The sequence below is a fragment of the Bosea sp. 685 genome, from assembly GCF_031884435.1.
GTDB lineage: Bacteria > Pseudomonadota > Alphaproteobacteria > Rhizobiales > Beijerinckiaceae > Allobosea.
Genome location: NZ_CP134779.1, coordinates 578360 through 601619 on the forward strand (window position 1 = coordinate 578360; position 23260 = coordinate 601619).

Consider the following 23260-nt stretch of genomic DNA (forward strand, 5'->3'; position numbering starts at 1 on the left):
CGCCGCCTCAGGCCTTGGCCAGCAGCGACGCCGCCGGCGGGTCGAGGAACAGCACCGTGTTGGGGTGGGTCTGCAGGATCGAGGCAGGGTGCTGCGGGCTCACCGGGCCTTCGACGGCATCGCGGGTCGCCTTGGCCTTGCGCTCGTCGGGCACGGAGAGGACGATCAGCTTGCTCGTCATGATCTGTCGCACGCTCATCGAGATCGCGCGCTGCGGCACGGCCTCAAAGCTCTCGAACCAGCCTTCGCCGAATTGCTGGCGGCGGCAGGCTTCGTCCAGCGTCACCACGATATAGGGCTCGGTCGTCTCGAAATCGGCCGGCGGATCGTTGAAGGCGAGGTGGCAGTTCTCGCCGATGCCGGCGAAGCAGACATCGATGCGGCGGCCGGCGATCAGTGTGTTCAGCCGCTGCGTCTCGGCTTGTGGATCGCTTTCGCCATCGACGGGGATGAATCTGACCGTCCCGCCCAGGGGCGCGACGAAACGCTCGCGCAGATAGCGCCGGAAGCTCGCCGGATGGGCCTCGCTCAGGCCGACATATTCGTCGAGATGGAAAGCCGTGACCTTCGACCAGTCGATGCCCTCGGCCGCGACGAGATGCTGCAGCACCTCGAACTGGCTCGCGCCGGTGGCGACGATGATCGTCGCCTCGCCATGGCGCGCCAGTGCTTCGCGGATCGCGGCCGCGCCGAGCGCGGCAGCCTGGGCGCCGAGGGTCGCCTTGTCGGGAACGATGCGGATATCGAGCATGGTATTTTTGAACCGTTTGCGCTTGTTTTTGTTTGAAAACCTGTCGTTCGAGTTTAGAAAAGCGCGCGACAAAGGCAATCGATATTTTTGAACGATGCGGTTCTAAAAGGAGGTGCGATGGCGCTTACGAGCCTCGACGAGAGCGTCTTCTCCAATGCCCATGAGCGCGACCGCGCCCGCGTCTACGGGCTGGTCGCCGGGGGGCTTGCGCAATCGCGCGCCGAGGCCGGGCGGCTTTCGGGTTTGCGCTCCACCACGGTCTCGCGTGTCGTCGCCGATCTGGCGGCGCGCCGCCTCGTGGTCGAGAGCCTCGGGGAAACGGCGGGGCGGGGCCGGCCGGCAGGCGTGCTGCTCGCCAATGCGCGACGCATCGGCGGCAGCGTGATCCATGTCGTCAGCCAGTCGTTGATGGGTGCGCTGGTCGATCTCAACGGCCAGATCATCGCCGAGCGCGCGGTCGCGCTCTCGCCTGAGGCCGATAATGAGGCGATGTCGCGCGCGATGTGCGGCCTGGCGGCCGAGTTGAAGGAGGCGACGCCGCTCGGCATGGTCCATGCCGGCACGGTGGTCTCGCTATCGGGCCTGCTCGATCTGCGCGAGAAGCGCTGGCTGATGGCCTCGCGCTGGCCGCGCATGCGCAACCTCGACATCCAGGCGCTGCTCGATCCCGTCGCCGGCCCGGTCGAGATCTGCCGCAATCTCGACGCCGAATTGCGCGCCCGCGTGGCGCGCGATCCCGGGCGCTTCTCGGGCGGTACGCTGCTGCTGCATTGGGGGTGGGGCATCGGCCTCGCCCATGCGGTCGATGGCGAGCCCCTGGCGCCGGCCGGCGGCCCGTTCGGTGAGATTGGCCATTGGCGTTTCTCGGTGCTCGGCGAGCGGCGCTGCGGTTGCGGCAACACCGCTTGCCTGGAGACCGGTTCGGCGCTGTGGGCGCTGCTGCCGATCCTGCGCGGCCATTGGCCCGAGCTTGACGAGGATGAGGCCGATCTCGGCGAGCAGTTCGCCAGCCGCGACCTGATGAGCGTGCCCGAGATCGACGCGGCCGCGCGCATCCTGGCGCGGGCGCTGGCCAACGCCTGCCGCCTGCTCTTTCCGCAGCGCATCATCGTCAGCGGTCCGCTGGTCGCCAATGCGCGGCTCTGGGCGCATTTCGATGCGCTGTTCCGTGCCGAGGGCGCGATGGAAGGGATCGCGGTGCCGCAATTGACCAGCGTGCGCGCGAGCCAGGATCACGAAATCCAGGGCGCGGCGGCGCCGTTGCTCCGCCGCGCCACCGAGGCGCTCCTGAAGGGGCTGTGACGAGAACTGTCTCTCAGGACAGCGGCCAGCCCTTGGGCGAGGATACGGCCCGCATCACGCCGCGCAATTCCGCCAGGCCTTTCAGCCTGCCGATGATCGGGTAGCCGGGATGGGTCGGCTTGCCGATGTCGTCGAGCAGTTCATGGCCATGGTCGGGCCGCATCGGGATGCGCCAATTTTCGTCGCCCGCGAGGCGGCGGCGTTCCTGCTCCTCCAGCAGCACCGAGACCAGCGCGACCATGTCGGTATCGCCGTCGAGATGGTCGGCTTCCATGAAGGAGCCGTCCGCTTCCTTGGCGACATTGCGTAGATGGGCGAAATGGATGCGGCCGGCGAAGCGCCTAGCGATGGCGGGCACGTCGTTATGCGGGCCGGCGCCGAGCGAGCCCGAGCACAGGGTCAACCCGTTGGCGATGCTGTCCACCGCGCCGAGCACGAAGGCGATGTCGTCGCCGCCCGAGACGATGCGCGGCAGGCCCATCAGCGAGCGTGGCGGATCGTCGGGATGGATGGCGAAGCGCATGCCGAGCTCTTCGGCGGTCGGGATGATCTCGCGCAGGAAGCGCGCCAGGTTTTCGCGCAGGATCGCCGGCGTGATGCCGCGATAGCGGTCCAGCATGCGTCGGAGGCCGGGGATGTCGTAGCGGTCGAAGGCGCCGGGCAACCCGGCCATGATCGTTGCCAGCAGCTGCGCCTTGGTGCTTTCGGAGGCGGTCTTGGCCCAATGCCGCGCGGCTTCCAAAGTGGCGGGGGCGAATTCGGCTTCCGCGCCCGGCCGCTCTAGCATGTAGCAGTCGAAGGCCGCGAATTCGACGATGCCGAAGCGCAAGGCGCGGCCGCCGCCGGGCAGGGGGTGGGCGAGTTCGGTGCGCGTCCAGTCCAGCACCGGCATGAAGTTATAGCAGATCGTCTTGACGCCGCAGGCGGCGAGATTGCGCATCGAGGCGCGGTAATTCTCGAAGAGCGGGGCGAGGTCGCCCTCGTTCAGCTTGATCCGCTCATGAATCGGCAGGCTTTCGACCACGCTCCAGCGCAGGCCGAGCGACGGGTCGGCGGCGATCAGCGCCTTGCGCTCCTCGATCGCGGCAATGCTCCAGACCTCGCCATAGGGGATGTCGTGCAGTGAGGTGACGATCCCGCGCGCGCCCGTCTGCCTGATCTGCGACAGCCCGACCGCGTCCTTCGGGCCGAACCAGCGCCAAGTTTCTTCCATAACGTCTCTCCCTGCGGGCGCTTGCTGCGCTGCCAGTGTCTTGTCTCAGTCCCGTGACGGGCCGAGCCTGCTCTTGTCGAAGGCGTCGACATGCGCTTGTGCGATCGCTTCGATCGCGTCGAAAACGGTGCGCAGATGGGCTCGCATCGCAGCTTCCGCGCCGCTCGCGTCGCCGCGGCCGACGCAGGCAGCGATCTCGCGGTGCTCCCTTAGGATCATGTCCGACCAGGACGGCGTCTCCAGCGAGAGGCAGCGGACCCGGTCGAGCTGTGCTTTGACGGCTTCGATCATGCTCCAGACCGAAGGGTGGCCGGCAAGGCGCGACAATTCGGCATGGAAGCTCTCATCCAGGCGAAAGAAGCTCTTGCGGTCGCCTGCCGCCATGGCCTGGCCCTGCTGCGCGACGAGAGCGTCGAGCCGCGCCTTGCCGGCGGCGTCGATGCGCTCGGCCGCCAGGACAACAGTGCGGCATTCCAGTGTTTCGCGGACGAACTGGCTGTCATGGACGGCCGCGAGGTCGATCGGGGCGACGAAGGTGCCGGCTTGCGGCCGCACGAGCAGGAAGCCCTCATCGACCAAGCGTTTGAAGGCTTCTCGTACCGGCGTGCGGCTGACCCCGAATTGCGCCGCCATCCGCGCCTCCGACATCGCCTTGCCCGGCAAGATCGCGGCGTCGAGGATATTGGCCCGAAGCGCACGGTAAATCTGATCGGCGCTTTGTCCCGCCGTGGAGAAGGTCATTGCATTCTCACTCGCTAGTATACTAGCATACCAATGCCGCGATCAGAGCGTCAACCGTCGTCGGGCGGAAGGCGTCACGGATGTTGCAAAGGGGAGACCCGGCGCGATGCCCGAATGAAACAACACTGCGGTGGACATTGTCGGGGAAGAGGCCATGGCACGGGACAGGACCAGCGCGGACGTATCTCGCCTCGAGCGTGATCTCCCAGCAGCAGTGCTCGCCGCCTCGCCTCTCAGCGCATGATCCTGCCCGTGTTTCCGCTCGGCGCGACTCCCTTGTTAAACACCTGGCCCTTGTTCAACGCTTCGCTTCCGCCCGCTCCAGGCGGCCTGCGCCTGCCCTCAATCCCGTGGCTTCCATGACAATACATGCAGCGAATTTCCACGAGCTCAGGCTCGATCGACTCAGTCGCGATTTCGGCACGCACAACGCGCTGAAGGACGTCTCCCTGACGATCAAGAAGGGCGAGTTCATCGCGCTTCTCGGCCCGTCGGGTTGCGGCAAGTCGACGACGCTGAACCTGATCGCCGGTCTCCTGCCCGCGACGGGCGGCGGCATCTGGCTCGACGACAAGCGTATCGACCCGCTGCGGCCCGAAGAGCGCGGCTTCGGCATGGTGTTCCAGAACTATGCGCTGTTTCCGCATATGAATGTCCGCCGCAATATCGGCTTCGGGCTCAAGATGCGCGGCCTGCCCAAGGCCGAGATCGACAAGCGCGTCGACGAGGCGGCCGCGCTGGTGCGCCTGCAGAGCCAGGTCGACAAGCTCCCCGGCCAGCTTTCAGGCGGCCAGCAGCAGCGCGTCGCGATCGCCCGCGCCATCGTGGTCGAGCCGCCGCTGGTGCTGATGGACGAGCCCCTGTCCAATCTCGACGCCAAGCTGCGCCTCGAGATGCGCGCCGAAATCCGCCGCATCCACAACACGCTCGGTGCGACCACGATCTACGTCACGCATGACCAGGAGGAAGCGCTGTCGCTCGCCGATCGCATCGTGGTGATGCGCGACGGCGAGGTTCGCCAGGTCGGGGTGCCGGAGGATTTGTTCTCGCGGCCCGACCATCTCGACGTCGCCGAGTTCATGGGCTTCCGCAACGTCGTGGCCGGTCGCGTCACCTCCGTCGATGGCGGCGTGGCGCAAGTCGCGGTCGGCTCTGCCAGCGTGACCGGGCGGGTTCGCGGCGCGGTCGCTGCGGGTGCAGCCTGCCATGTCGCGATCCGGCCGGAAGACCTGAATCCGAGCACCGAAGGCGGGCTCAAGGCGACGATCATCTCGACCGAATTCCGCGGCCGCGAATTCGTCGGCTTCGCGCGCATGGAGGACGGCACCGACCTGTCCTTCCTGGCTCACACCAAGCTGGAACCCGGCACGACCGTCACGCTGGGCGCCGATCCCGATCGCGTGCTCGTCTTCGGCGGGGGGCGGCATGAGCGCTGTTCCCGACACGATCCCTCTCCAGCAGCGGCTCGCGGCGCGCGGCGTCGACGGCTTGACCATGCTGGTCCTGCCGGCGGTGCTGTTCCTGCTGGCGCTGTTCGTCTACCCGTTCCTTTACGGCCTGGTGTTGTCCTTCAACCCCAAGAGCGGTGGCGCGCTGGCGAACTACACCAAGTTCTTCTCCGACTCGTTCCTCTACGGCACGATTGCGACGACGCTCTGGCTTGCACTGCCGGTGACGTTCCTGACCTTGCTCTTCGCGGTCCCGATCGCATTCCGCGTCAGGCTGCTGCAACATCAGCGCCTGCTGACGACGCTATTGGTGATCCCGATCACGCTCGGCACCGTGCTGGTCGCGCAGGGGCTGCTGAACTATCTAGGCCCGCAGGGCTGGTTCAACCGGACCCTGCTGACGCTCGGCCTGATCTCGACCCCGATCAAGCTCCTGCACAATTACTGGGGCGTCGTGATCTCGCTGGTGATCACCGGCTTCCCCTTCACCTTCCTGCTGACGCTGTCCTATCTCTCGGGCATCGATCCGGCGCTGGAGCGGGCGGCGGCGACGCTGGGAGCAGGCCCCTGGCAGCGCTTCAAGACCATTATGTTCCCGCTGCTGCTGCCGGGGCTGGCGATCACCTTCTGCCTCAGCTTCGTGCAGGCCTTCTCGGTGTTTCCCTCGGCCGTGCTGCTGGGCGCGCCGGCGGGACCGACGCGGGTGATCTCGATCGCGGCCTATCAGGCTGCCTTCGAGGAGTATGATTATTCGATGGCCTCGGCGGTGGCGATGATCATGGGTGTCGTTCAGCTCGGGATCGTCGTCCTTATCCTGAGCGCGCGCGGCCTGCTTTATCGCGGCCCGGCCGGCGGCGGGAAGGGCTGACGATCATGGTTGCAGATACCCGCCTCTCGACGAAGCTCTGGGCCGCCGCCAACTGGGCTGTCATCGGCTTCTTCCTGCTCAACCTGCTGGCGATGATCGCCACCGTGGTGACGAGCTCCTTCGCCACGCGCTGGCTCGGGACATGGTTCCCGGCCGGCTGGACCATACGCTGGTACTCGGCCGCCTGGGCTGAATTCCAGCTCGACGAGGTGCTCAGCGTCACCTTCCAGATCGTGTTCCTGGTGGTCCTGCTGTCGGGATTGATCGGCGTGCCGGCGGCCTATGCGCTGGCGCGGCGCGAATTCCCGGGCAAGCGGCTCGTTATGCTGCTGTTCCTGCTGCCGCTGCTGGTGCCGCCGATCACCTTCGGCATTCCGCTGGCGACGGTGCTCTACCGGCTCGGCCTCGCCGGGCAGATGTCGGGCGTCGTGCTCGCCAATCTGGTGCCGACAGTGCCCTTCGTCATCCTGGTGATGATCCCCTTCATCGAGCAGATCGACACCAAGATCGAGGCGGCGGCGCGCGTCTTCGGCGCCAACACCTTCAAGCTCTTCGTGCATGTGCTCCTGCCCTTGCTGATGCCGGGCATTCTCGCCTCGCTGCTGCTCGTGCTGGTGCGCACCATCGCGATGTTCGAACTGACCTTCCTCACCGCCGGCCCGACCAGCCAGACGCTGGTCGTGGCGCTCTACTACGCGGTCTTCGCGGCCGGCGTGCGCGCCGTGCAATCGATCGACGCGATGGCGGTGGTCTACATGGTCACGACGCTGATCTGGCTCGTGATCGCGCTGCGCTTCGTCAACCCGACGCAGATCGTCGGGCGGGGAGGGCGGCGCTGACGTGATCTAGCGCAGCCGGCTCAGGGCCGGCTGCGGAGGGATGAATTCAAGGCCCCGGCGCGCCCTGTCAAAGGGGGCGGATAGAGGGTCGAACCTTCAGGGAGATAAGCCATGACAGATTCGACATATCCGACACGCAGACGCGTCGTGGCCGGCGCGGCGGGACTTGCCGCGTTTGCCGCGACCGGGGCCCGCGCCCAGGCCGCGCCGGTGGCGCTCAACATCATCGATGTCGCGGGTAATCTGCAATTGACGCAGGCCGCGATCGAGCGCTTCGGCAAAGACAATCCCAAGCTGATCTCGCGATTGAATTTCTCGCGGGCGCCCTCACCGGAACTGCCGGCGAAGCTCAAGGCGCAGCAGGAGGCCAACCGCGTCGATATCGACCTCGTCCTGACCGGGCCGGGCGCGATGTCGGACGGCATCCAGCAGGGGCTTTGGGTCGATGTCTGGAAATCGCATGCGGCGAAACTGCCCAAGGCCGAGGAGGTCTATCACGAGCAGGCGCTGATGATGCAGCGCAATTTCGGCCAGAACGAAGGCGTCGCCGTCGTCTATTCGCCGTCGGGCCCGCTCTTCGAATATGCGCCCGAACGCCTGAAGGTCGTGCCCAAGACGGCGGAGGAGTTCCTGGCTTACGTCAAGCAGAACCCGAAGCGCTTTACCTATGCAAGGCCGGTCAATTCCGGCCCCGGCTGGACCTGGCTGCAGGGCCTGCCCTACATCCTCGGCGATGCCGATCCGTCCGACCCGATGAAGGGCTGGGACAAGAGCTGGGCCTATCTCAAGGAGCTCGGCACCGGCATCGACTACTATCCCGGCGGCACCACGCCGACGATGAAGGAGCTCGGCGAGGGCACGCGCGACGTCATCGTCTCGACGCTGGGCTGGGACATCAATCCGCGCGCGCTTGGCATCGTGCCGAAGGAGGCCAAGGTCTTCGTGCTGGCCAACACGCACTGGATTCCCGACACCCAGTTCATGTGCATTCCCAAGGGCGTGCCGGCCGACAAGATCGCCGTGCTGCTGGCGCTGATGTCGTATATGCTGAAGCCCGAGGCGCAGGCCGCGACCTATGACAAGGGCTATTTCTACCCAGGGCCGGCGGTGAAGGGCGTGACGCTTGCCATGGCGCCGCAGGAAAGCCGCGACGTCCTCACTGAATATGGCCGCCCGGAATATGACGACCTCATCGCCAAGCTGCCGACCAGGCCGCCCTTGACGCCGGAGCGTCTCGTCGCCGCCTTCCGGCGCTGGGACCAGGAGATCGGCGTCGGGCACGGAGCACCGAAATAGGATGCGCTTCGCCGCGACAGGGCTGGACCACCGCCATATCTTCCACATGGTGGGCGGACTTATCGAGGCCGGCGCGCAATGCGTCGGCTTCGATCCGCGGACCAGCGACGAGCGCGTGCTTTCAGGCTTCCGCGAGCGCTTTCCCGCTCTCGCGCCGCGCAGCACGGACGAACTTCTCGACGACCCCTCGATCGAGCTGATCGTCTGCGCCGGCATTCCCGATGAGCGCGCCGCGCTCGCGATCCGTGCGATGCGGGCCGGCAAGGATGTCATGGTCGACAAGCCCGGCGTCACCACGCTGGCGCAGCTGGCCGAAGTCGAGACGGTTGTGGCGGAGACCGGCCGCATCGTCTCGGTCTGCTTCTCCGAGCGCTTTATCGTTCCCGCGACCATCATCGCCGGCAAATTGATCGCGGATGGCGCGATCGGGCGTGTCGTGCAGACGATCGGGCTCGGGCCGCATCGGCTCAACCGCGCGATCCGGCCCGGCTGGTTTTTCGACAAGGCCAGGTTCGGCGGCATCCTGACCGATATCGCCTCGCATCAGATCGACCAGTTCCTGCACTTCACCGGTTCGCGCGAGGCCGAGATCGTGGCCTCCGCCACCGGTCATTTCGGCGCGAACGATCTGTCCGATTTCGAGGATTTCGGCGAGATCCTGCTGCGCAGCCCGCAGGCCGGCGGCTATATCCGCGTCGACTGGTTCACCGCCGATGGTCTGCCGACATGGGGAGACGGACGGCTCACCATCCTGGGAACCGAGGGCACGATCGAGCTGCGCAAATATGTCGATATCGCCGGCCGAGCGGGGACCGACCATGTCTTCCTCGTCGACAAGGCCGGCACGCGCCATATCGACGCCTCGCAGGAGCCATTGACCTATTTCCGCAACCTCGTCGCCGATATCGGCGCGCGGACGGAAACGGCCATGGCGCAGGCCCATGTCTTTACGGTCTGCCGTTTGGCGTTGGAGGCGCAGGCCAGGGCCGTGCGTCTGCAAGAGGAACCGGGCCGGGCCATGCCAGGGAGTTCACGCGCATGACAGGCAAGGTCGGCATCGCCATCATCGGGCTTGGGCCGGCTTCGCTGCCGCATTCCAAGAGCCTGCTCGATCTCGCGGATAGCAGCCAGGTGCGCTGGGCGGTCAGCCGCTCACGGGAGCGTGCGGACGCCTTTTCCCAGCAGTTTCCCTTCCCGGTGACAACCGATCTCGACGCTGTTCTGGCGGACCCCGCCGTTGATGCAGCGATTGTTCTGACACCGCCGAGCAGCCATCTCGATGCGTCGGCGCGCTGCCTTGAGGCCGGCAAGCATGTCCTGGTCGAGAAGCCGCTGGAATTAACGAGCGCGCGCGGCGCCCGCCTCGTCGAGGTGGCGCGAAAGGCCGGTAAGGTCTTCGGCGTCGTGCTGCAGCATCGCTTCAGGCCAGCGAGCCTTCGCCTCAAGGCTGCGCTGGACGACGGCGAGCTCGGCAGCGTCGAGGCCGCCTTCCTGCGGGTGCCGTGGTGGCGGCCGCAATCCTATTATGACGAGCCGGGGCGCGGCACGCTGGCGCGCGATGGCGGCGGCGTCTTGCTGACGCAGGCGATCCATTCGCTCGACCTGTTCCGTTCGCTGGTTGGCGTCTCCAAGGTCGTGGCGGCGCAGGCCCGCACCACGGCGTTGCACCGCATGGAGACGGAGGACTACGTCTCGGCCCTGCTCGAAACCGCTGGCGGTGCGCCCGCGACATTGGTCGCGACCACGGCCGCCTATCCCGGCCACCCCGAGCGCATTGAGATCATCGGCGGCAAGGGGTTTGCCGCATTGGTCGGCGGCCGGCTGGAATTGTCGTTCCTCGACGGCCGCTCCGAGATCGTCGAGGCCGAGGGCTCGACCGGCAGCGGCGCCAACATCATGGATTTCCCGCATGACGCCCATCGCGCCGTGATTGCCGATTTCCTCGAGGCGATCACGCAGGGCCGCGATCCGGTCGTGACCGGCGAGGAGGCGCTGACCTCTCAGCGGCTCGTCGACGATATCCTCGCGGCAGCGGGCTGGAAGGCTGGCGAGGGAGCGGTATCATGAGTCCGGGCTCGCGCCGCCGCTCATATGTTCTACGGCAGCTTTGTCTCGGGTCGCAGCCGCACGATCTCGGTGCAGGCGAGCAGCAGGTGGTAGAGCACGCGCACCGGGACCGGTTCGACGATGGCGTGCGCGGCGCTGTCGATCTGGTTGATCCAAAGCCCGGTCTTGCGATCGACGAAGCGGTCGAACATCAGGCGCAGATGCGCGTCGAGCCGGTCGGCTCCGGCCTCGTCGCCCTCGAACTCGATCCGTGCGACGAGCGCCTTGAGATATTCGGTCTGGGGCCAGAGCAGCGCCGCACCGTTCAGGACCGCTCCGTTGGGATCGATCTCGTTGATGATGGGATGCGTCGTACCTTGATCGCGGTGCCGCTCGGCGAAGCCATAGAGCCGGCGCGCGTCGACGCGGGCGCTGGCGGAATGCGTCAATCGCTCATGGTGGTAGAGCAGCCAGGTCCATTCGTAATGGTGGCCGGGCTCGCGGACGAGCCGGCGCGGTTCCGGCCAGGCGCTCCAATCCTCGCCGAAGAACTCCCCGAGCGAAACTGTCGCCTCATCGAGCATGCGCGTGCGCATCAGCGCGACGATGGCGTCCGCGCGCGCGAGCCAGCGCCTGTCGCCGCTCGCTTCGGCCAGAGCGTGGCAGGCTTCGAGCAGGTGCATATGCGGGTTCTGCCGGCGCGGCAGCGTGCCCAGCGTATCCTCGGCGAAGCCGCCGCTCGGGTGGGCGAGGGTCGTCTCTATGAAGCTCATCACCTCCTCAGCGTGCGCGAAGGCTTGGCCGTCACCGCTCGCCTTGCCGTACCAGCCCAGTGCGAACAGCACGAAGGCGAGGTCGTAGAAATCGGACCTGGTATCGACGACCTCTCCGCTCGTTCTGCAGCGATGGCAGAAACGGCCATCGGGGCGCCGGCAGGTCTCCCAGAGGAAGGCCATGCCGTGGCGCGCGGCGTCCAGGGCGCCGGGCACGCCGAGCAGATGGGCGTGGCTGAAGACATAGGTCAGGCGCGCCGTCACCAGCGTGCTGCGGATGTCGCTGCCGGAGGCTGCGCCGCTGGGCTCGAGCATCTCGACGAAGCCGGGCCGGGCGGGGTCGTAGACGCGCGCGAGCCAGCCCGGCAGCAGCGTTTCCCTCAGCCAGCCGGAAAGAGTCTCGGCGGTGTCGGCAGGCATGGCGTCGTCCTTTGCAGGCCCCGGCGTCGGGGCAGCTCGAAGGCGATGTATCGGGACGCCGCGGCTTTCGACAAGTGCGCGGTGCGAGCGCGCGCCATCTCATTTCCGCATCCGCCTCGGCGCTGCGGCCAAGGACGTCAGGCCTGACTCGACGGAGTTCCGGCCTGACGAAGCAACCAAGCAAGGGAGACAAACGATGACAGACGATCAGAGGACAAGAAGGCCGGGCACCTCACGCCGGCAATTCGTCGAAGGCGGCGCAGCCGTGCTGGCGACCCTGCCGGCACTGGGGGCGACGGGTGCCTTCGCGCAGGCGCTGGCGCTGCCAAAATCGCCGGTTGCGATCAGCGTGATCGATGTCGGCGGTGCGCTCGCTTTGCTGCAGAAGCCGCTGGAGAATTATCGCGACGCCAAGAAGAATCTGGTCTCGCGCATGACCTTCACCAAGGCGCCGGCGCCGGAGCTGCCGGGCAAGATCAAGGCAATGCAGGAGGCCGGCCGGGTCGATATCGACCTCATCATCGGCGGCCTGGATGCGCTCTCCGCCGGTATCGAGCAGAATCTCTGGGAACCGCTCCTGCCGGCTCACGCGGCGTCGCTGCCCGATCCGACCAAGATCCTGCTCAAAGCCGCGCTCGACATGCATAATCTCGGCAGCGGCCAGGGCATGTGCGTGGTCTATTACCCCTCCGGTCCGCTGCTCGAATACATGCCGGCCAAGGTCAAGACGCCGCCGACCACGGCCGAGGAGCTGCTGACCTGGACCAAGCAGAACCCCAACCGCTTCCTCTATGCCCGCCCGGCCAATTCCGGTCCGGGTCGTACCTTCATCATGGGGCTGCCCTATCTGCTTGGCGACAAGGATCCCAAGGACCCGGTCAATGGCTGGGACAAGACCTGGGCCTATCTCAAGGAGCTCGGACAGAACATCGAGTACTACCCGACGGGAACTGGCGCGACGATGAAGGAGCTCGGCGACGGCTCGCGCGACATGATCGTCTCGACCACCGGCTGGGACATCAATCCGCGTGCGCTCGGCATCGTGCCGAAGGAAGCCAAGATCCAGACGCTGAAGGGTTTCCACTGGGTCTCCGACGCCCAGTACATGTTCGTGCCCAAGGGCGTCTCGAGCGAGAAGCTCGCCGTCATCCTCGACCTCATCAGCCACACGATGACGCCGGCGCAGCAAGCTTTCACCTATGACGAGGGCTATTTCTATCCGGGTCCGGCGGTGAAGGACGTGCCGCTCTCGATGGCGCCCGAAAGCAGCCAGAAGGCGATCGCCGAATATGGCCGGCCCGAATATGCCGACCTGATCGCCAATAACCCGATCGAGACGCCGCTGACGCCCGACAAGATGGTCGTGGCCTTCCGCCGCTGGGACGAGGAAGTCGGCACCAAGCGGAAATAAGTTGTCCAGCGGCCGGTCCAGGCCCGAAACGAGAAGGCGGCGCGGTTCATCCGCGCCGCCTTTTTCGTATGGGTCCGGTCTCTCGGCTCAGGCGGCTTGCGCGAGGAAGCGCTCGGCGTAGTGGCAGGCGACCAGGCGCTGGTCGAGCTCCCGGGCGGGCGGGCGCTCGCTGCGGCAGAGATCGGTGACATGCGGGCAGCGGGTCGAGAAGACGCAGCCCTTGGGCGGGTTCAGCGGCGAGGGCAATTCGCCCTTCAGCACGATGCGCTCGCGCTTTTCCGTGGTGACGCGCGGCGTCGAGGCGAGCAGAGCCTGGGTGTAGGGGTGCAGCGGGCGCGCGAAGATCGCCTGCTTGGGGCCGTGCTCGATGGCATGGCCGAGATACATCACCATCACGTCGTGGGCGATGTGCCGGACGACGCCGAGATCATGGGAGATGAAGAGATAGGCCAGCCCGAATTCGTCCTGGATATCGGCGAGCAGGTTCAGCACCTGGGCCTGGATCGAGACGTCGAGCGCCGAGACCGGCTCGTCGGCAACCAGCAGCTTCGGCGAGAGGATCAGCGAGCGCGCGATCGCGATGCGCTGGCGCTGGCCGCCCGAGAACATATGCGGGTAGCGGCTGTAATGCTCGGGACGCAAGCCGACCTTGGCCATGATGGCGCGCGCCTTCTCGGTGCGCTCGGCCTTGCTCAGCTTGGTGTTGATCAGCAGCGGCTCCTCAAGGATCGCGCCGATGCGCTTGCGCGGATTGAGCGAGCCGTAAGGGTTCTGGAAGACCATCTGCACCGTACGGCGCAGCCTTGTCTTCTCGGAAGACGGCGGGTGGATCGCGTCGAGGCCGTCGAGCGTCAGCGCGCCCGATGTCGGGGTCTCGATCAGGGTCGCCATCCGGGCGAGCGTCGATTTCCCGCAGCCGGATTCGCCGACGACGGCGAGCGTCTTGCCAGGTTCGACCGTGAAGGAGACCCGGCTCACGGCCTGCAGGCTCGCCGGCGCGCGGAACAGGCCGCGCTTGACCGGATAGGTTTGCGTCAGTTCGCGCGCATCGATGACCGGGTTTGTCACGGCGTCGTCTCCGGGGCCGCGAGCTGATTGCCGCCGGCCGCGCGCAGGGCGTCGCGCTGCGGATCACCGAGCGGGTAGTGGCAGCGGATCTGCCCGTCCTGCCAGGGCCGCAGCTCCGGCTGGACCAGGCGGGAATGATCAGTGGCATAAGCGCAGCGCGGGCTGAACAGGCAGCCCTTGGGCCGGTCATGCAGGCCCGGCACCATGCCGGGAATGGTCGCGAGCCGATGCTCGCCCTCGCTGCGCTCGGGCAAGGCGGCGAGCAGCGCTGCGGAATAGGGGTGCTGCGGGGCCGCGAAGAGCGAGGCGACGTTGCGCTCTTCCATGATCTGGCCGGCATACATCACCATGATGCGCTGCGCCGTCTCGGCGACCACGCCCATATTATGGGTGATCAGGACAAGGGCCATGTCGCGCTCGCGCTGCAGCGAGATCAGGAGATCGAGGATCTGCGCCTGGATGGTGACGTCGAGCGCGGTGGTCGGCTCGTCGGCGATCAGCAGGCGCGGATTACAGGCGATCGCCATGGCGATCATCACGCGCTGGTTCATGCCGCCCGACAACTGGTGCGGATAGGCCTTCATCCGGCTCTCGGGAGCGGGAATGCCGACCTGCTCGAGCAGTTCGATCGCGCGCCGGCGCGCCGCCTTGCCGTCCATGCCCTCATGCTTCCTGAGCGTCTCTGCGATCTGGAAGCCGATGGTGAAGCAGGGATTGAGGCTCGTGCTGGGCTCCTGGAAGATCATCGCGACATCCTTGCCGGTGAGCTTGCGGCGCTCCCGGTCGGACATGGCGAGCAGGTCACGTCCGCCGAACATCAGGCGGTCGGCGGTGATCTTGCCGGGATAGGCGACGAGGCCCATCAGGGCGAGCATGGTGACGCTCTTGCCGGAGCCGGACTCGCCGACGACGCCGAGGATCTCACCCTCGTCGAGCGTCAGGCTGATGCGGTCGACGGCCTTCAGCGTGCCGGCGGAGGTCGGGAATTCGACACTCAGATTCTCGATTTCGAGCAGCGGCATTGTTCTAGCGTTTCAGTTTGGGGTCGAGGGCGTCGCGCAAGCCATCGCCGAGCAGGTTGAAAGCGAGCACGGTGATCAGGATCGCCAGGCCCGGCAGCGTCACCACCCACCAGGCGCGCAGCACGAACTCCCGCGCATCGGCCAGCATCGTGCCCCATTCCGGCGTCGGCGGCTGCGCGCCCAGGCCGAGGAAGCCCAGCGCTGCGGCGTCCAGGATCGCTGTGGAGACGCCGAGCGTCGCCTGCACGATCAAGGGGGCGGTGCAGTTGGGCAGCACTTCGCTGAACATCAGTCGCAGGGTGCCTGCGCCGCTGACTTTGGCGGCGACGACATAGTCCTTCGAGGTCTCGGCGATGACGGCGGCGCGCGTGATCCGGACATAATGCGGCAGAACCACGATCGCGACGGCCAGCATCGCGTTCATCAAGCCCGGCCCCAGGATCGCGACGATGACGATGGCGAGCAGCAGGCTCGGCATCGTCAGCACGATGTCCATCAATCGCATGATGATGATTTCGGTGATGCCCTTGAAGAAGCCCGCGACCAGGCCGAGCACGATGCCCAGCGCCATGGCGAGCGCCACCACGGCGATGCCGATGACCAGCGAGAGGCGCGCGCCATAGAGCAGGCGCGAGAGAATGTCGCGGCCGATTGCGTCGGTGCCGAGCGGATAGCTCCACGAGCCGCCTTCCTGCCAGGCCGGCGGTTTCAGGAAGACAGCGTTGTTCGTCAGATAGGGCGAATGCGGCGCCAGCACCTCGGCGAAGACGGCCGCCAGCAGCACGAGGACGATGACGACGAGGCCTGCGACTGCGCCGCGATTGGCGCTGAAATAGCTCCAGAACTCGCGCAAGGGATGAGGCGGGGCGCCAGCATGGGCGGTCGCGCTCGGGGCTTCCAGGGTTTCGGCGGTCATGGTTCAGCGCCCCTCAACGTGCATGGCGGATGCGGGGGTTGATCAGACCGTAAAGCAGATCGACGAACAGATTGACGCTCATCACGACGACGCCGATCAAAAGCGTGCCGCCTTGCAGGATCGGGTAGTCGCGCCGGCTGATCGCTTCGATCAGCCATTTGCCGATGCCCGGCCAGGAGAAGATCGTCTCGGTCAGGATCGCGCCGGTGAACAGCACGCCGACCTGCAGGCCGATGACCGTGATGACCGGAATCAAGGCGTTGCGCAGGGCGTGCAGCGCGACGACGCGCAAAGGCGCCATGCCCTTTGCGCGCGCGGTGCGGATATAGTCCTCGCCGAGCACCTCCAGCATGGCCGAACGCGTCATGCGCGCGATCACGGCGAGCGGCACGGTGCCGAGCACGATCGAGGGCAGGACGAGATGCGACAGCGCCGATTTGAAGGCGTCCCAATCGCCCGCCAGCAGGCTGTCGACGGTGAGGAAACCGGTGACGGGCTCAATGTAATATTGAACCGCGATGCGGCCCGAGACCGGTGTGATGCCGAGCTGGACCGAGAATAGCAGGATCAGCAGCAGGCCCCACCAGAAGATCGGCATGGAATAGCCCGTCAGCGACAGGCCCATCACACCGTGGTCGAAGATGGAGTTTCGCTTGACCGCCGCGATGATGCCGGCGGGCAGCCCGATCGCCAGCGCGATGAAGATGGCGCAGAGCGCGAGCTCGATCGTCGCCGGGAAGAGCGCGTTGAATTCCGAGATCACGCTCTCGCGGGTGACGATCGACTTGCCGAGGTCGCCATGCAGCACGCGGTCGATATAGATGCCGTACTGGACCAGCAGCGGCCGGTCGAGGCCGAGCTCCTTGCGCAGTATCTCATGGCGCGTCGCGTCGATGCCGCGCTCGCCGGCCATGGTTTCGATCGGGTCGCCAGGCACGAGCCGGATCAGGAAGAAGGCCAGCATCGTGATGCCGATGAAAGTCGGGATCACGAGACTGACGCGTGTGAGGATGAAGCGAAGCATCGGAGCCCCAGTCTTGTCGGCCTGTTCGCCGCGTGAACCGATCGTCGCGACAGATTTTATTTGGTCCTGTTACAACAAGGTCGAGCGCGCCTGCAAATCCTGCCTGTGGATTAGGCAATCCGGGCGCGGCTTTGAGAGGCCCGCGCCCGGTTTTTCAAATCATTTCGCCAGCGAGACGCCGACGAAGGGCTGGCCGCCGAAGAAATGGATCTTGTAGTTCTGCACGTCCTTGCGCACCGGTGTGAAGGCCTGCGCGTTGGCGAAGAGCAGTCCGCCGACATCCTCCTGGAAGATCTCCTGCATGCGCACGAACATCTTGGTGCGCTCGGCCTGGTCGGTGATCGTGTTGGCCTTGGTCAGGAGGTCGGAGAACTCCTTGTTGCACCAGCGCGCCCGGTTGGCGCCGGATTTGACGCCGTCGCAATGCCAGCCCGAGAGCAGGATCTGGCTCGGATCGGGATAGTCCCAGGTGTAGCCGAACATGCCGACCTCATGGTCGCCGGCACGGCCGCGCTTGAGGTATTCGCCCCATTCATAGCTCTGAATCTCGGCCTGGACGCCGATCTTGGCCCAGTCGGCCTGGATCAGTTCGGCGGCACGCCGGCCATTGGGCATATAGGCGCGCACCACTGGAATGGCCCAGAGCACGGTCTTGAACCCGTTGGGGTAGCCGGCCTCGGCGAGCAGCGCCTTGGCCTTCTCGGGGTCGTAAGGGCGCGGCTTCAACGCGTCGTCATGCGACCAGAGCGAGGGCGGCACGAGCGCCGCCGCCTGCTTGCCGGTGCCCTGATAGACCGCGTCGATGATGGCGGGGATATTGGTGCCGTAGACCAGCGCCTCGCGCACGCGCTTGTCGTCGAAGGGCTTCTTCTGCTGGTTGAAGGCGAGGAAGCTCTGATCGGCAATGCTGCCCGAGAGCATGGTCAGGTTGGAGTCGGCCCGCATCGCCGGCAGATCGCCTGGATTGGGATAGCGCGCGATCTGGCATTCGCCGGACTTGACCTTGGCATAGCGCACCGAGGCGTCGGGCGTGATCACGAAGATCAGGTCGCTGACCAGCGCCATGCGGTCGCGATTGCCGACTGCCTTGGTCCAATGGTCCGGCACCGCCTTGAAGCGGATCGTCGCATCCTTCTGGTAGACGACGAGCGAGAACGGCCCGGTGCCGATCGGCGCCTGATTGACCTGTTCGGGTGTGCCTGCCTTCATCATCGCATCGGCATATTCGGCCGAGAGGATCGACATCGGCTCGACCGAGAGCGCGCTCAGGAGCGGCGCATAAGGCTTGGTCAGCGTAACTTTGAGGGTGTAGTCGTCGAGCTTCTCGACCGCCTTCAGGCTCGGCTTCACGATCTCGCCGAAGAACTGGTAATTCGAGCCGCCGACTTTGTAATAGGGGTGGTTCTCGTCGAACATCCGCGTGATCGTGAAGACCACGTCGTCGGCGTTGAAGTCGCGCGTCGGCGTGAAGATCTTGCTGGAGTGCCATTTCACGCCGCGGCGCAGCTTGAAGGTGTAGGTCAGGCCGTCATCCGAGATCGACCAGGATTCGGCGAGGCTGGGAATGATCTGAGAGCCGCCGCGCTCGGTCGTGACCAGCTTGTCGTAGATTTGCGCCGCGACATCATAGGCTGTGTTCTGCGACGAGAACTGCGGGTTGAGGAAGTCGGGGCTGGCCTCGGAGCAAACGACGAGAGCCTGCGCGCCGGCCGTACTCGGCAGCAGGAGGGCGCTCAAGCCAAGGGCCGCAGCGGCGGCGAACATGCGAACGGACATGGTGGTTTCTCCGAAGACGATCAAAGGCCGAGCTGGACGCGAAAAACCGGTTCCCACTTTTTCGCATCCTGCTCTAGCAAAACGGGCGCGGCTCGAAAGCCACGCCCAGCCGTCAATGCATCAGGCGGGCCAAGGCCTCAATTGGTGATGTCGACGCCGTAGAAGACATGACGGCTGAAGGGTGAAAGCTTGAAGTCCTTCACCTCCTTGCGGATCGGCTTCAACTGCACCGCGTGCGCAATGGTGAACCAGGGCGACTGCTCCTTGAAGATCACCTGGGCCTGGCGATAGAGCTCGGTGCGCTGCGCCGGATCGGAGATCGTCTTGGCCTTCAGCACCAGATCCTCGAAGGGCTGGTAGCAGAACTTCGCGACGTTGCCGCCGTTGTTCTTGGAGGCAGCGCAACCCAGCAGCGTGTGCAGGAAGTTGTCCGGATCGCCATTGTCGCCGGTCCAGCCGAACATGCCGGTCTGGTGCTCGCCTGCCTGCAGGCGCTTGCGGTATTCGCCCCATTCGAACGTCTTGATCTCGGCCTTGATACCGACCTTGGCGAGGTCGGCCTGCATCAATTCGGCGATGCGCTTGGCGTTGGGATTATACGGACGCTGCACCGGCATCGCCCAGAGGTCGATCTCCAGCCCGTTCGGATAGCCCGCCTCGGCCAGCTCCTTCTTGGCCGCCGCCGGATCATAGGGATCGTCCTTGATCGTCTCGTTATAGGACCACATCGAGGGCGGGATCGGGTTGATCGCGGCGATGCCGCTCGACAGATAGACCGCGTCGATGATCGCCTGCTTGTTGATCGCCTTGTTGACCGCGTGGCGGACCTTGACGTCGTCGAAGGGCTTCTTGGTGGTGTTGTAGGCGAGGTAGCCGATGTTCAGGCCCGGCTGCTCCAGGATCTGGACATTGGCGTCCTTCCTGATCGCGTCCAGATCGGCCGGATTCGGATAGGGCATGACATGGCATTCGCCCTTCTGAAGCTTGGCCCAGCGGACGGAGGCGTCAGGCGTGATCGCGAAGATCAGGTCGTCGATCTTGGCCTTGCCCGCCCAGTAATCCGGGAAGGCTTTGTAGCGGATGATCGCGTCCTTCTGGTACTGCACCAGCGAGAACGGGCCGGTGCCGATCGGGTCCTGATCGATCTTTTCGGGCGTGCCGGCCTTGAGCATGGCGTCGGCATATTCCTTGGACTGGATGCTGGCATATTGCATCGCGAGGTCGGAGAGGAACGGCGCCTCAGGCTGGTTGAGCGTGATCTTGACGGTGTAGTCGTCGATCTTCTCGACCGATTTCAACAGCTTGGGCATGCCCATGTCGTTGAAGTAGGAGTGGTTCGAGCTGGTGACCTTGTAATAGGGGTCGCTCTCCTTCCACTGCCGGTCGATCATGAAGATGAAGTCGTCGGCGTTGAAGTCGCGCGTCGGCTTGAAGGCACGGGTGTTGTGCCACTTCACGCCTTTGCGCAGGCTGAAGGTGTAGGTCAGCCCGTCCGCCGAGATATCCCATTTCTGGGCGAGCGCCGGCTCGACCTTGGTGCCGCCGCGCTCGAACTGCACGATGGTGTCGTAGATCTGGGTGTTGGCGTCGAAGGAGGTGCCGGTGGTGTTGATGCTCGGCGCGAAATTCTCGGGGCTGCCTTCGGAGCAATAGATCAGGGTCTTGGCCATCAGCGGCTGCGCCGCCATCAGGGCCGACGCCGAGAGCGTGGCCAGCAAAATCTTCTTCATAATCAGCTTCCCCAGTTTGTGATCGCACGGTTCAGGGTCGTTCATGCCCAACTCCGTTCGATCTTTCATGGGACCATGGCGCGAGCCTCGGCCCGGCCGGAACTTGGTCCCGATTGGGACGGAGCTTATTGGAATGCGAGCAAGCTGGGTAGCGGATTTGCGGGGGTTGTAAGGACAGGTGTCTTATCCAAATGGCTCAGATGCCAAATTGCTCAGATGTCTGGTACAGGATCGTCGTGACCGCCGTTTCAGCGACAGAAATCGGCGCAAGCCTGGTCCCAGAACGCAGTGTTGGCCGCCGGCTGCGGAATGGACGGGCGCGGCTTGCTGCCGGGCAGGTCGGTCGGCGTCGGGCTGACCTTGTCCCACCAGCCATGGGCGCATTGCGAGCGCCAGGCCATCTGGTCGGAGATCGAGGTGTCTTCGCGGGCGAGCGCCGCATCCAGAGCCTCGCAGCTCTGGCGCAGAATGGCATCATGCGCGTCCGAGGGGGTGTTGGCGTAGTCGTGGAAGGCTTCGGTGAAAGTCTCCATCTCGCGGGCGATATGGGGCCATTGCGTGCGCTCGAGATTCCAGGCCTGCATCCACTCGCTCACGACGGTCTCCACAGCCTCGACCTTCGGTTTGCCGGCGACCTTTTTCGCGGTCGTCAGCATATGGCGCATCAATTCGGCGCGGGCGTGGATGTGGCGGGCGGCAAGCGCGGCCTGCTTCATGCGCGCGATGGCGCCTGCCGCTTCCTGCTGAAGCTCTTCGACGAAATGGGGCATGCGGATCTCCTCGAGAGCGTTTTCGAGCGAAGTGGACACCGGTTCGCGTGAAAAAACGCGCGCCGGCGGCTTCCGGTCAGGGGAGGGTGGCGAGGCGCGCGGTCATGCGCTCGAACAGTTCATGGGCTTGCACGCCCGCGACGACATGGGCATTGGCCGGGCGCTTCAGCCGGCCGTTCCAGTCGATCGTCGTGCGGCCGCGCTGGGAGCCGTCCGAGGTCTCGACCGCGACGAAGCAATCGCGTCCCTCGAACAGTTCAGGCCAGAGCAGGAAGGCGATGACGCAAGGGTCATGCATCGGGTGGCCGGCCGTGCCGAGCCCACCAGGCCGCGGCCGTGTCAGCATGCCGTGGATTGCCTTGCCGGTCGCGGTGCCGAGCGAGCCGATCGCGGCGACCTGCTGATGGCTCGCGATCGCCTGATGCGTCACGCCGAGCCCCATCATCACGATCGGCCGGCCTGAAGCATAGACGATCGCGGCGGCGTGGGGGTCGACATAGATGTTGAACTCGGCCGCCGGCGTCATGTTGCCGAGCCCGAGCGCCCCGCCCATCGAGACGATGCGTTTCACCTTCGGCAGAATGTCGGGCGCGAGGCGGAAGGCGAGCGCGAGATTGGTCAGCGGCCCGAGCGGGCAGAGCGTGACACTGTCATCCGGCGCAGCGCGGCAGAGTGCGATGATCGCCTCGACGGCATGGCCGGGTGCGGGCTCGCTTTGGGGCGGCGGCAGATCGGCGCCGGCCAGCCCGTCCGGCCCGCAGACGAATTCGGCGGTTTCGAGCGGGACGAGCAGGGGGCTTTCCGCACCGCGATGGACGGGTGTCGCGGCACCGGCAAGCTCGCGGATGCGCAGCGCATTCGCGGTGGTCTGGGCGACCGGGACATTGCCGGCGACCGTCGTGATGGCGCGCAGGTCGAGCCGGTCGCTGCTGGCGAAGGCGAGCAGCAGGGCAACCGCATCGTCCTGGCCCGGATCGGTGTCGATGATGATCGTTTCGCGCATCGCTTCAGGCCGCCTTGGCGTTGCCGCTCATGATCATATGGGCGATGTCGTCGGCGCTGAGATCGCCGATCGGCCGGTCGACATATTTGCGGCCTGCTCCCATGATCACGACCCGGTCGGCCAGCGCCACGACATCGCGCATGTTGTGGCTGATCAGGATCACGGTGCGGCCATCCGATTTCAGCTTGCGGATCAGGTCGAGCACCAGCGCCGTCTCCTTGACGCCGAGTGCCGCCGTCGGCTCGTCCATAATGATGATCTCGGCGTTCCAGCGCAGGGCGCGCGAGATCGCGACCGCCTGGCGCTGGCCGCCGGAGAGCCGCTCCACCGGGCGGTCCATGTCGGCGACCGTGACCGAGAGCTGCGCGAGGAAGCCGCGCGCCTGCTCGCGCATCCCAGCCTTGTCGAGCACGCGCAGGAAGGGCAGCAGGACCGGCCTCGTCAGCTCCGAGCCCATGAAGACGTTCTGGGCGATGGAGAGACGCGGGGCGAGGGCGAGATCCTGGTAGATCGTTGCGACGCCATGCTTGAGGGCCTCCTGCGGCGAGGCGAAAGCGACGGGCTTGCCGCGCATGGCGAGCGCGCCGGCCGTCGGCTCTTCTGCGCCAGAGATGACCTTGATCAGGCTCGACTTGCCCGCACCATTGTCGCCGCAGATCGCCACGACCTCGCCGGGGAAGATGTCGAGATCGACCTCGCGCACGGCGGCGACGGCGCCATAGCTCTTGCTGACGCCGCGCAGCGAGAGGAGGGGAGTGGATTCTGTCATATGTCGGAACCAGTTCGCAAAAGGCGTCGCGCCCTTCCCGTCATGCTCGCCCTTGTGGCGAGCATCCACGTCTT

Annotated in this window: 20 protein-coding genes and 1 pseudogene; 8 read left to right on the top strand and 13 right to left on the bottom strand. The window is 65.8% G+C overall.

Translation table 11 applies throughout. The annotated features are described in order from the left end of the window. Positions 1–7: 7 nt before the first annotated feature. Positions 8–751: a glucosamine-6-phosphate deaminase gene (locus RMR04_RS03865; protein ID WP_311913062.1), complete on the bottom strand. Its 744-nt coding sequence runs from the start codon at positions 749–751 to the stop codon at positions 8–10. Between the two features lie 117 nt (positions 752–868). Between RMR04_RS03865 and RMR04_RS03870 the strand changes: the two genes are divergently transcribed. After that, entirely contained in the window at positions 869–2053 is a 1185-nt protein-coding gene (locus tag RMR04_RS03870) for an ROK family protein (RefSeq protein WP_311913063.1), read from the top strand. Between the two features lie 13 nt (positions 2054–2066). Here the strand turns inward: RMR04_RS03870 and uxuA are convergent, their stop codons facing one another. Together uxuA and RMR04_RS03880 are read right to left on the bottom strand one after the other, a co-directional pair. Next, positions 2067–3266, bottom strand: a complete 1200-nt coding sequence (gene uxuA / locus RMR04_RS03875) for a mannonate dehydratase (protein ID WP_311913064.1) — start codon at positions 3264–3266, stop codon at positions 2067–2069. Positions 3267–3311: 45 nt separating this feature from the next. Then, positions 3312–4007, bottom strand: a complete 696-nt coding sequence (locus RMR04_RS03880) for a GntR family transcriptional regulator (RefSeq protein ID WP_311913065.1) — start codon at positions 4005–4007, stop codon at positions 3312–3314. A gap of 359 nt (positions 4008–4366) precedes the next feature. On the opposite strand from RMR04_RS03880, the pseudogene RMR04_RS03885 reads away from it, so the two are divergent. The 6 genes and pseudogenes from RMR04_RS03885 to RMR04_RS03910 all read left to right on the top strand — a co-directional run. Next, a pseudogene (locus RMR04_RS03885) lies at positions 4367–5419 on the top strand (ABC transporter ATP-binding protein); the annotation flags it as partial. Positions 5420–5432: 13 nt separating this feature from the next. Next, on the top strand, positions 5433–6323 hold the full coding sequence (locus RMR04_RS03890) for an ABC transporter permease (protein WP_311913066.1): 891 nt from the start codon (positions 5433–5435) through the stop codon (positions 6321–6323). Positions 6324–6328: 5 nt separating this feature from the next. Continuing rightward, complete coding sequence (locus tag RMR04_RS03895; protein ID WP_310146863.1) at positions 6329–7162, top strand: ABC transporter permease; 834 nt, start codon at positions 6329–6331, stop codon at positions 7160–7162. 111 nt (positions 7163–7273) lie between these two features. Further along, positions 7274–8458, top strand: coding sequence for an extracellular solute-binding protein (locus RMR04_RS03900; RefSeq protein ID WP_311913067.1), 1185 nt, complete (start codon positions 7274–7276; stop codon positions 8456–8458). 1 nt (position 8459) lies between these two features. Beyond that, positions 8460–9500, top strand: coding sequence for a Gfo/Idh/MocA family protein (locus RMR04_RS03905; RefSeq protein WP_311913068.1), 1041 nt, complete (start codon positions 8460–8462; stop codon positions 9498–9500). Beyond that, complete coding sequence (locus RMR04_RS03910) at positions 9497–10525, top strand: Gfo/Idh/MocA family protein (RefSeq protein WP_311913069.1); 1029 nt, start codon at positions 9497–9499, stop codon at positions 10523–10525. Before RMR04_RS03905 ends, RMR04_RS03910 begins: the two co-directional genes overlap by 4 nt. A 29-nt stretch (positions 10526–10554) precedes the next feature. Here RMR04_RS03910 and RMR04_RS03915 read toward each other — a convergent pair whose 3' ends face one another. Next, on the bottom strand, positions 10555–11697 hold the full coding sequence (locus RMR04_RS03915; protein WP_311913070.1) for an AGE family epimerase/isomerase: 1143 nt from the start codon (positions 11695–11697) through the stop codon (positions 10555–10557). Between the two features lie 196 nt (positions 11698–11893). Here RMR04_RS03915 and RMR04_RS03920 point away from each other — a divergent pair, with 196 nt between their 5' ends. Further along, positions 11894–13108, top strand: a complete 1215-nt coding sequence (locus RMR04_RS03920) for an extracellular solute-binding protein (RefSeq protein ID WP_311913071.1) — start codon at positions 11894–11896, stop codon at positions 13106–13108. An 87-nt stretch (positions 13109–13195) separates the two neighbouring features. Here the strand turns inward: RMR04_RS03920 and RMR04_RS03925 are convergent, their stop codons facing one another. The 9 genes from RMR04_RS03925 to RMR04_RS03965 all read right to left on the bottom strand — a co-directional run bounded on the left by RMR04_RS03925 (position 13196) and on the right by RMR04_RS03965 (position 23186). Beyond that, positions 13196–14176 (bottom strand): peptide ABC transporter ATP-binding protein, encoded by a 981-nt coding sequence (locus RMR04_RS03925; protein ID WP_311913072.1) that lies wholly within the window; start codon positions 14174–14176, stop codon positions 13196–13198. Then, positions 14173–15198, bottom strand: coding sequence for an ABC transporter ATP-binding protein (locus RMR04_RS03930; RefSeq protein WP_311913074.1), 1026 nt, complete (start codon positions 15196–15198; stop codon positions 14173–14175). Before RMR04_RS03930 ends, RMR04_RS03925 begins: the two co-directional genes overlap by 4 nt. A gap of 4 nt (positions 15199–15202) precedes the next feature. Then, positions 15203–16114 (bottom strand): ABC transporter permease subunit, encoded by a 912-nt coding sequence (locus tag RMR04_RS03935; protein WP_311913075.1) that lies wholly within the window; start codon positions 16112–16114, stop codon positions 15203–15205. A gap of 13 nt (positions 16115–16127) precedes the next feature. Beyond that, on the bottom strand, positions 16128–17138 hold the full coding sequence (locus RMR04_RS03940; protein ID WP_311913076.1) for an ABC transporter permease subunit: 1011 nt from the start codon (positions 17136–17138) through the stop codon (positions 16128–16130). A 159-nt stretch (positions 17139–17297) separates the two neighbouring features. Further along, positions 17298–18914, bottom strand: a complete 1617-nt coding sequence (locus RMR04_RS03945; RefSeq protein ID WP_311913078.1) for an ABC transporter substrate-binding protein — start codon at positions 18912–18914, stop codon at positions 17298–17300. A gap of 137 nt (positions 18915–19051) precedes the next feature. Then, positions 19052–20644 carry an ABC transporter substrate-binding protein gene (locus tag RMR04_RS03950; protein WP_410492196.1) on the bottom strand — a complete coding sequence of 531 codons (1593 nt, stop codon included), beginning with the start codon at positions 20642–20644 and terminating at the stop codon, positions 19052–19054. Between the two features lie 248 nt (positions 20645–20892). Further along, positions 20893–21414, bottom strand: coding sequence for a hypothetical protein (locus RMR04_RS03955; protein WP_311913079.1), 522 nt, complete (start codon positions 21412–21414; stop codon positions 20893–20895). A gap of 76 nt (positions 21415–21490) precedes the next feature. Then, positions 21491–22417 (bottom strand): nucleoside hydrolase, encoded by a 927-nt coding sequence (locus RMR04_RS03960; RefSeq protein ID WP_311913080.1) that lies wholly within the window; start codon positions 22415–22417, stop codon positions 21491–21493. Between the two features lie 4 nt (positions 22418–22421). Then, positions 22422–23186 (bottom strand): ATP-binding cassette domain-containing protein, encoded by a 765-nt coding sequence (locus tag RMR04_RS03965; protein ID WP_311913081.1) that lies wholly within the window; start codon positions 23184–23186, stop codon positions 22422–22424. Positions 23187–23260 lie beyond the last annotated feature (74 nt).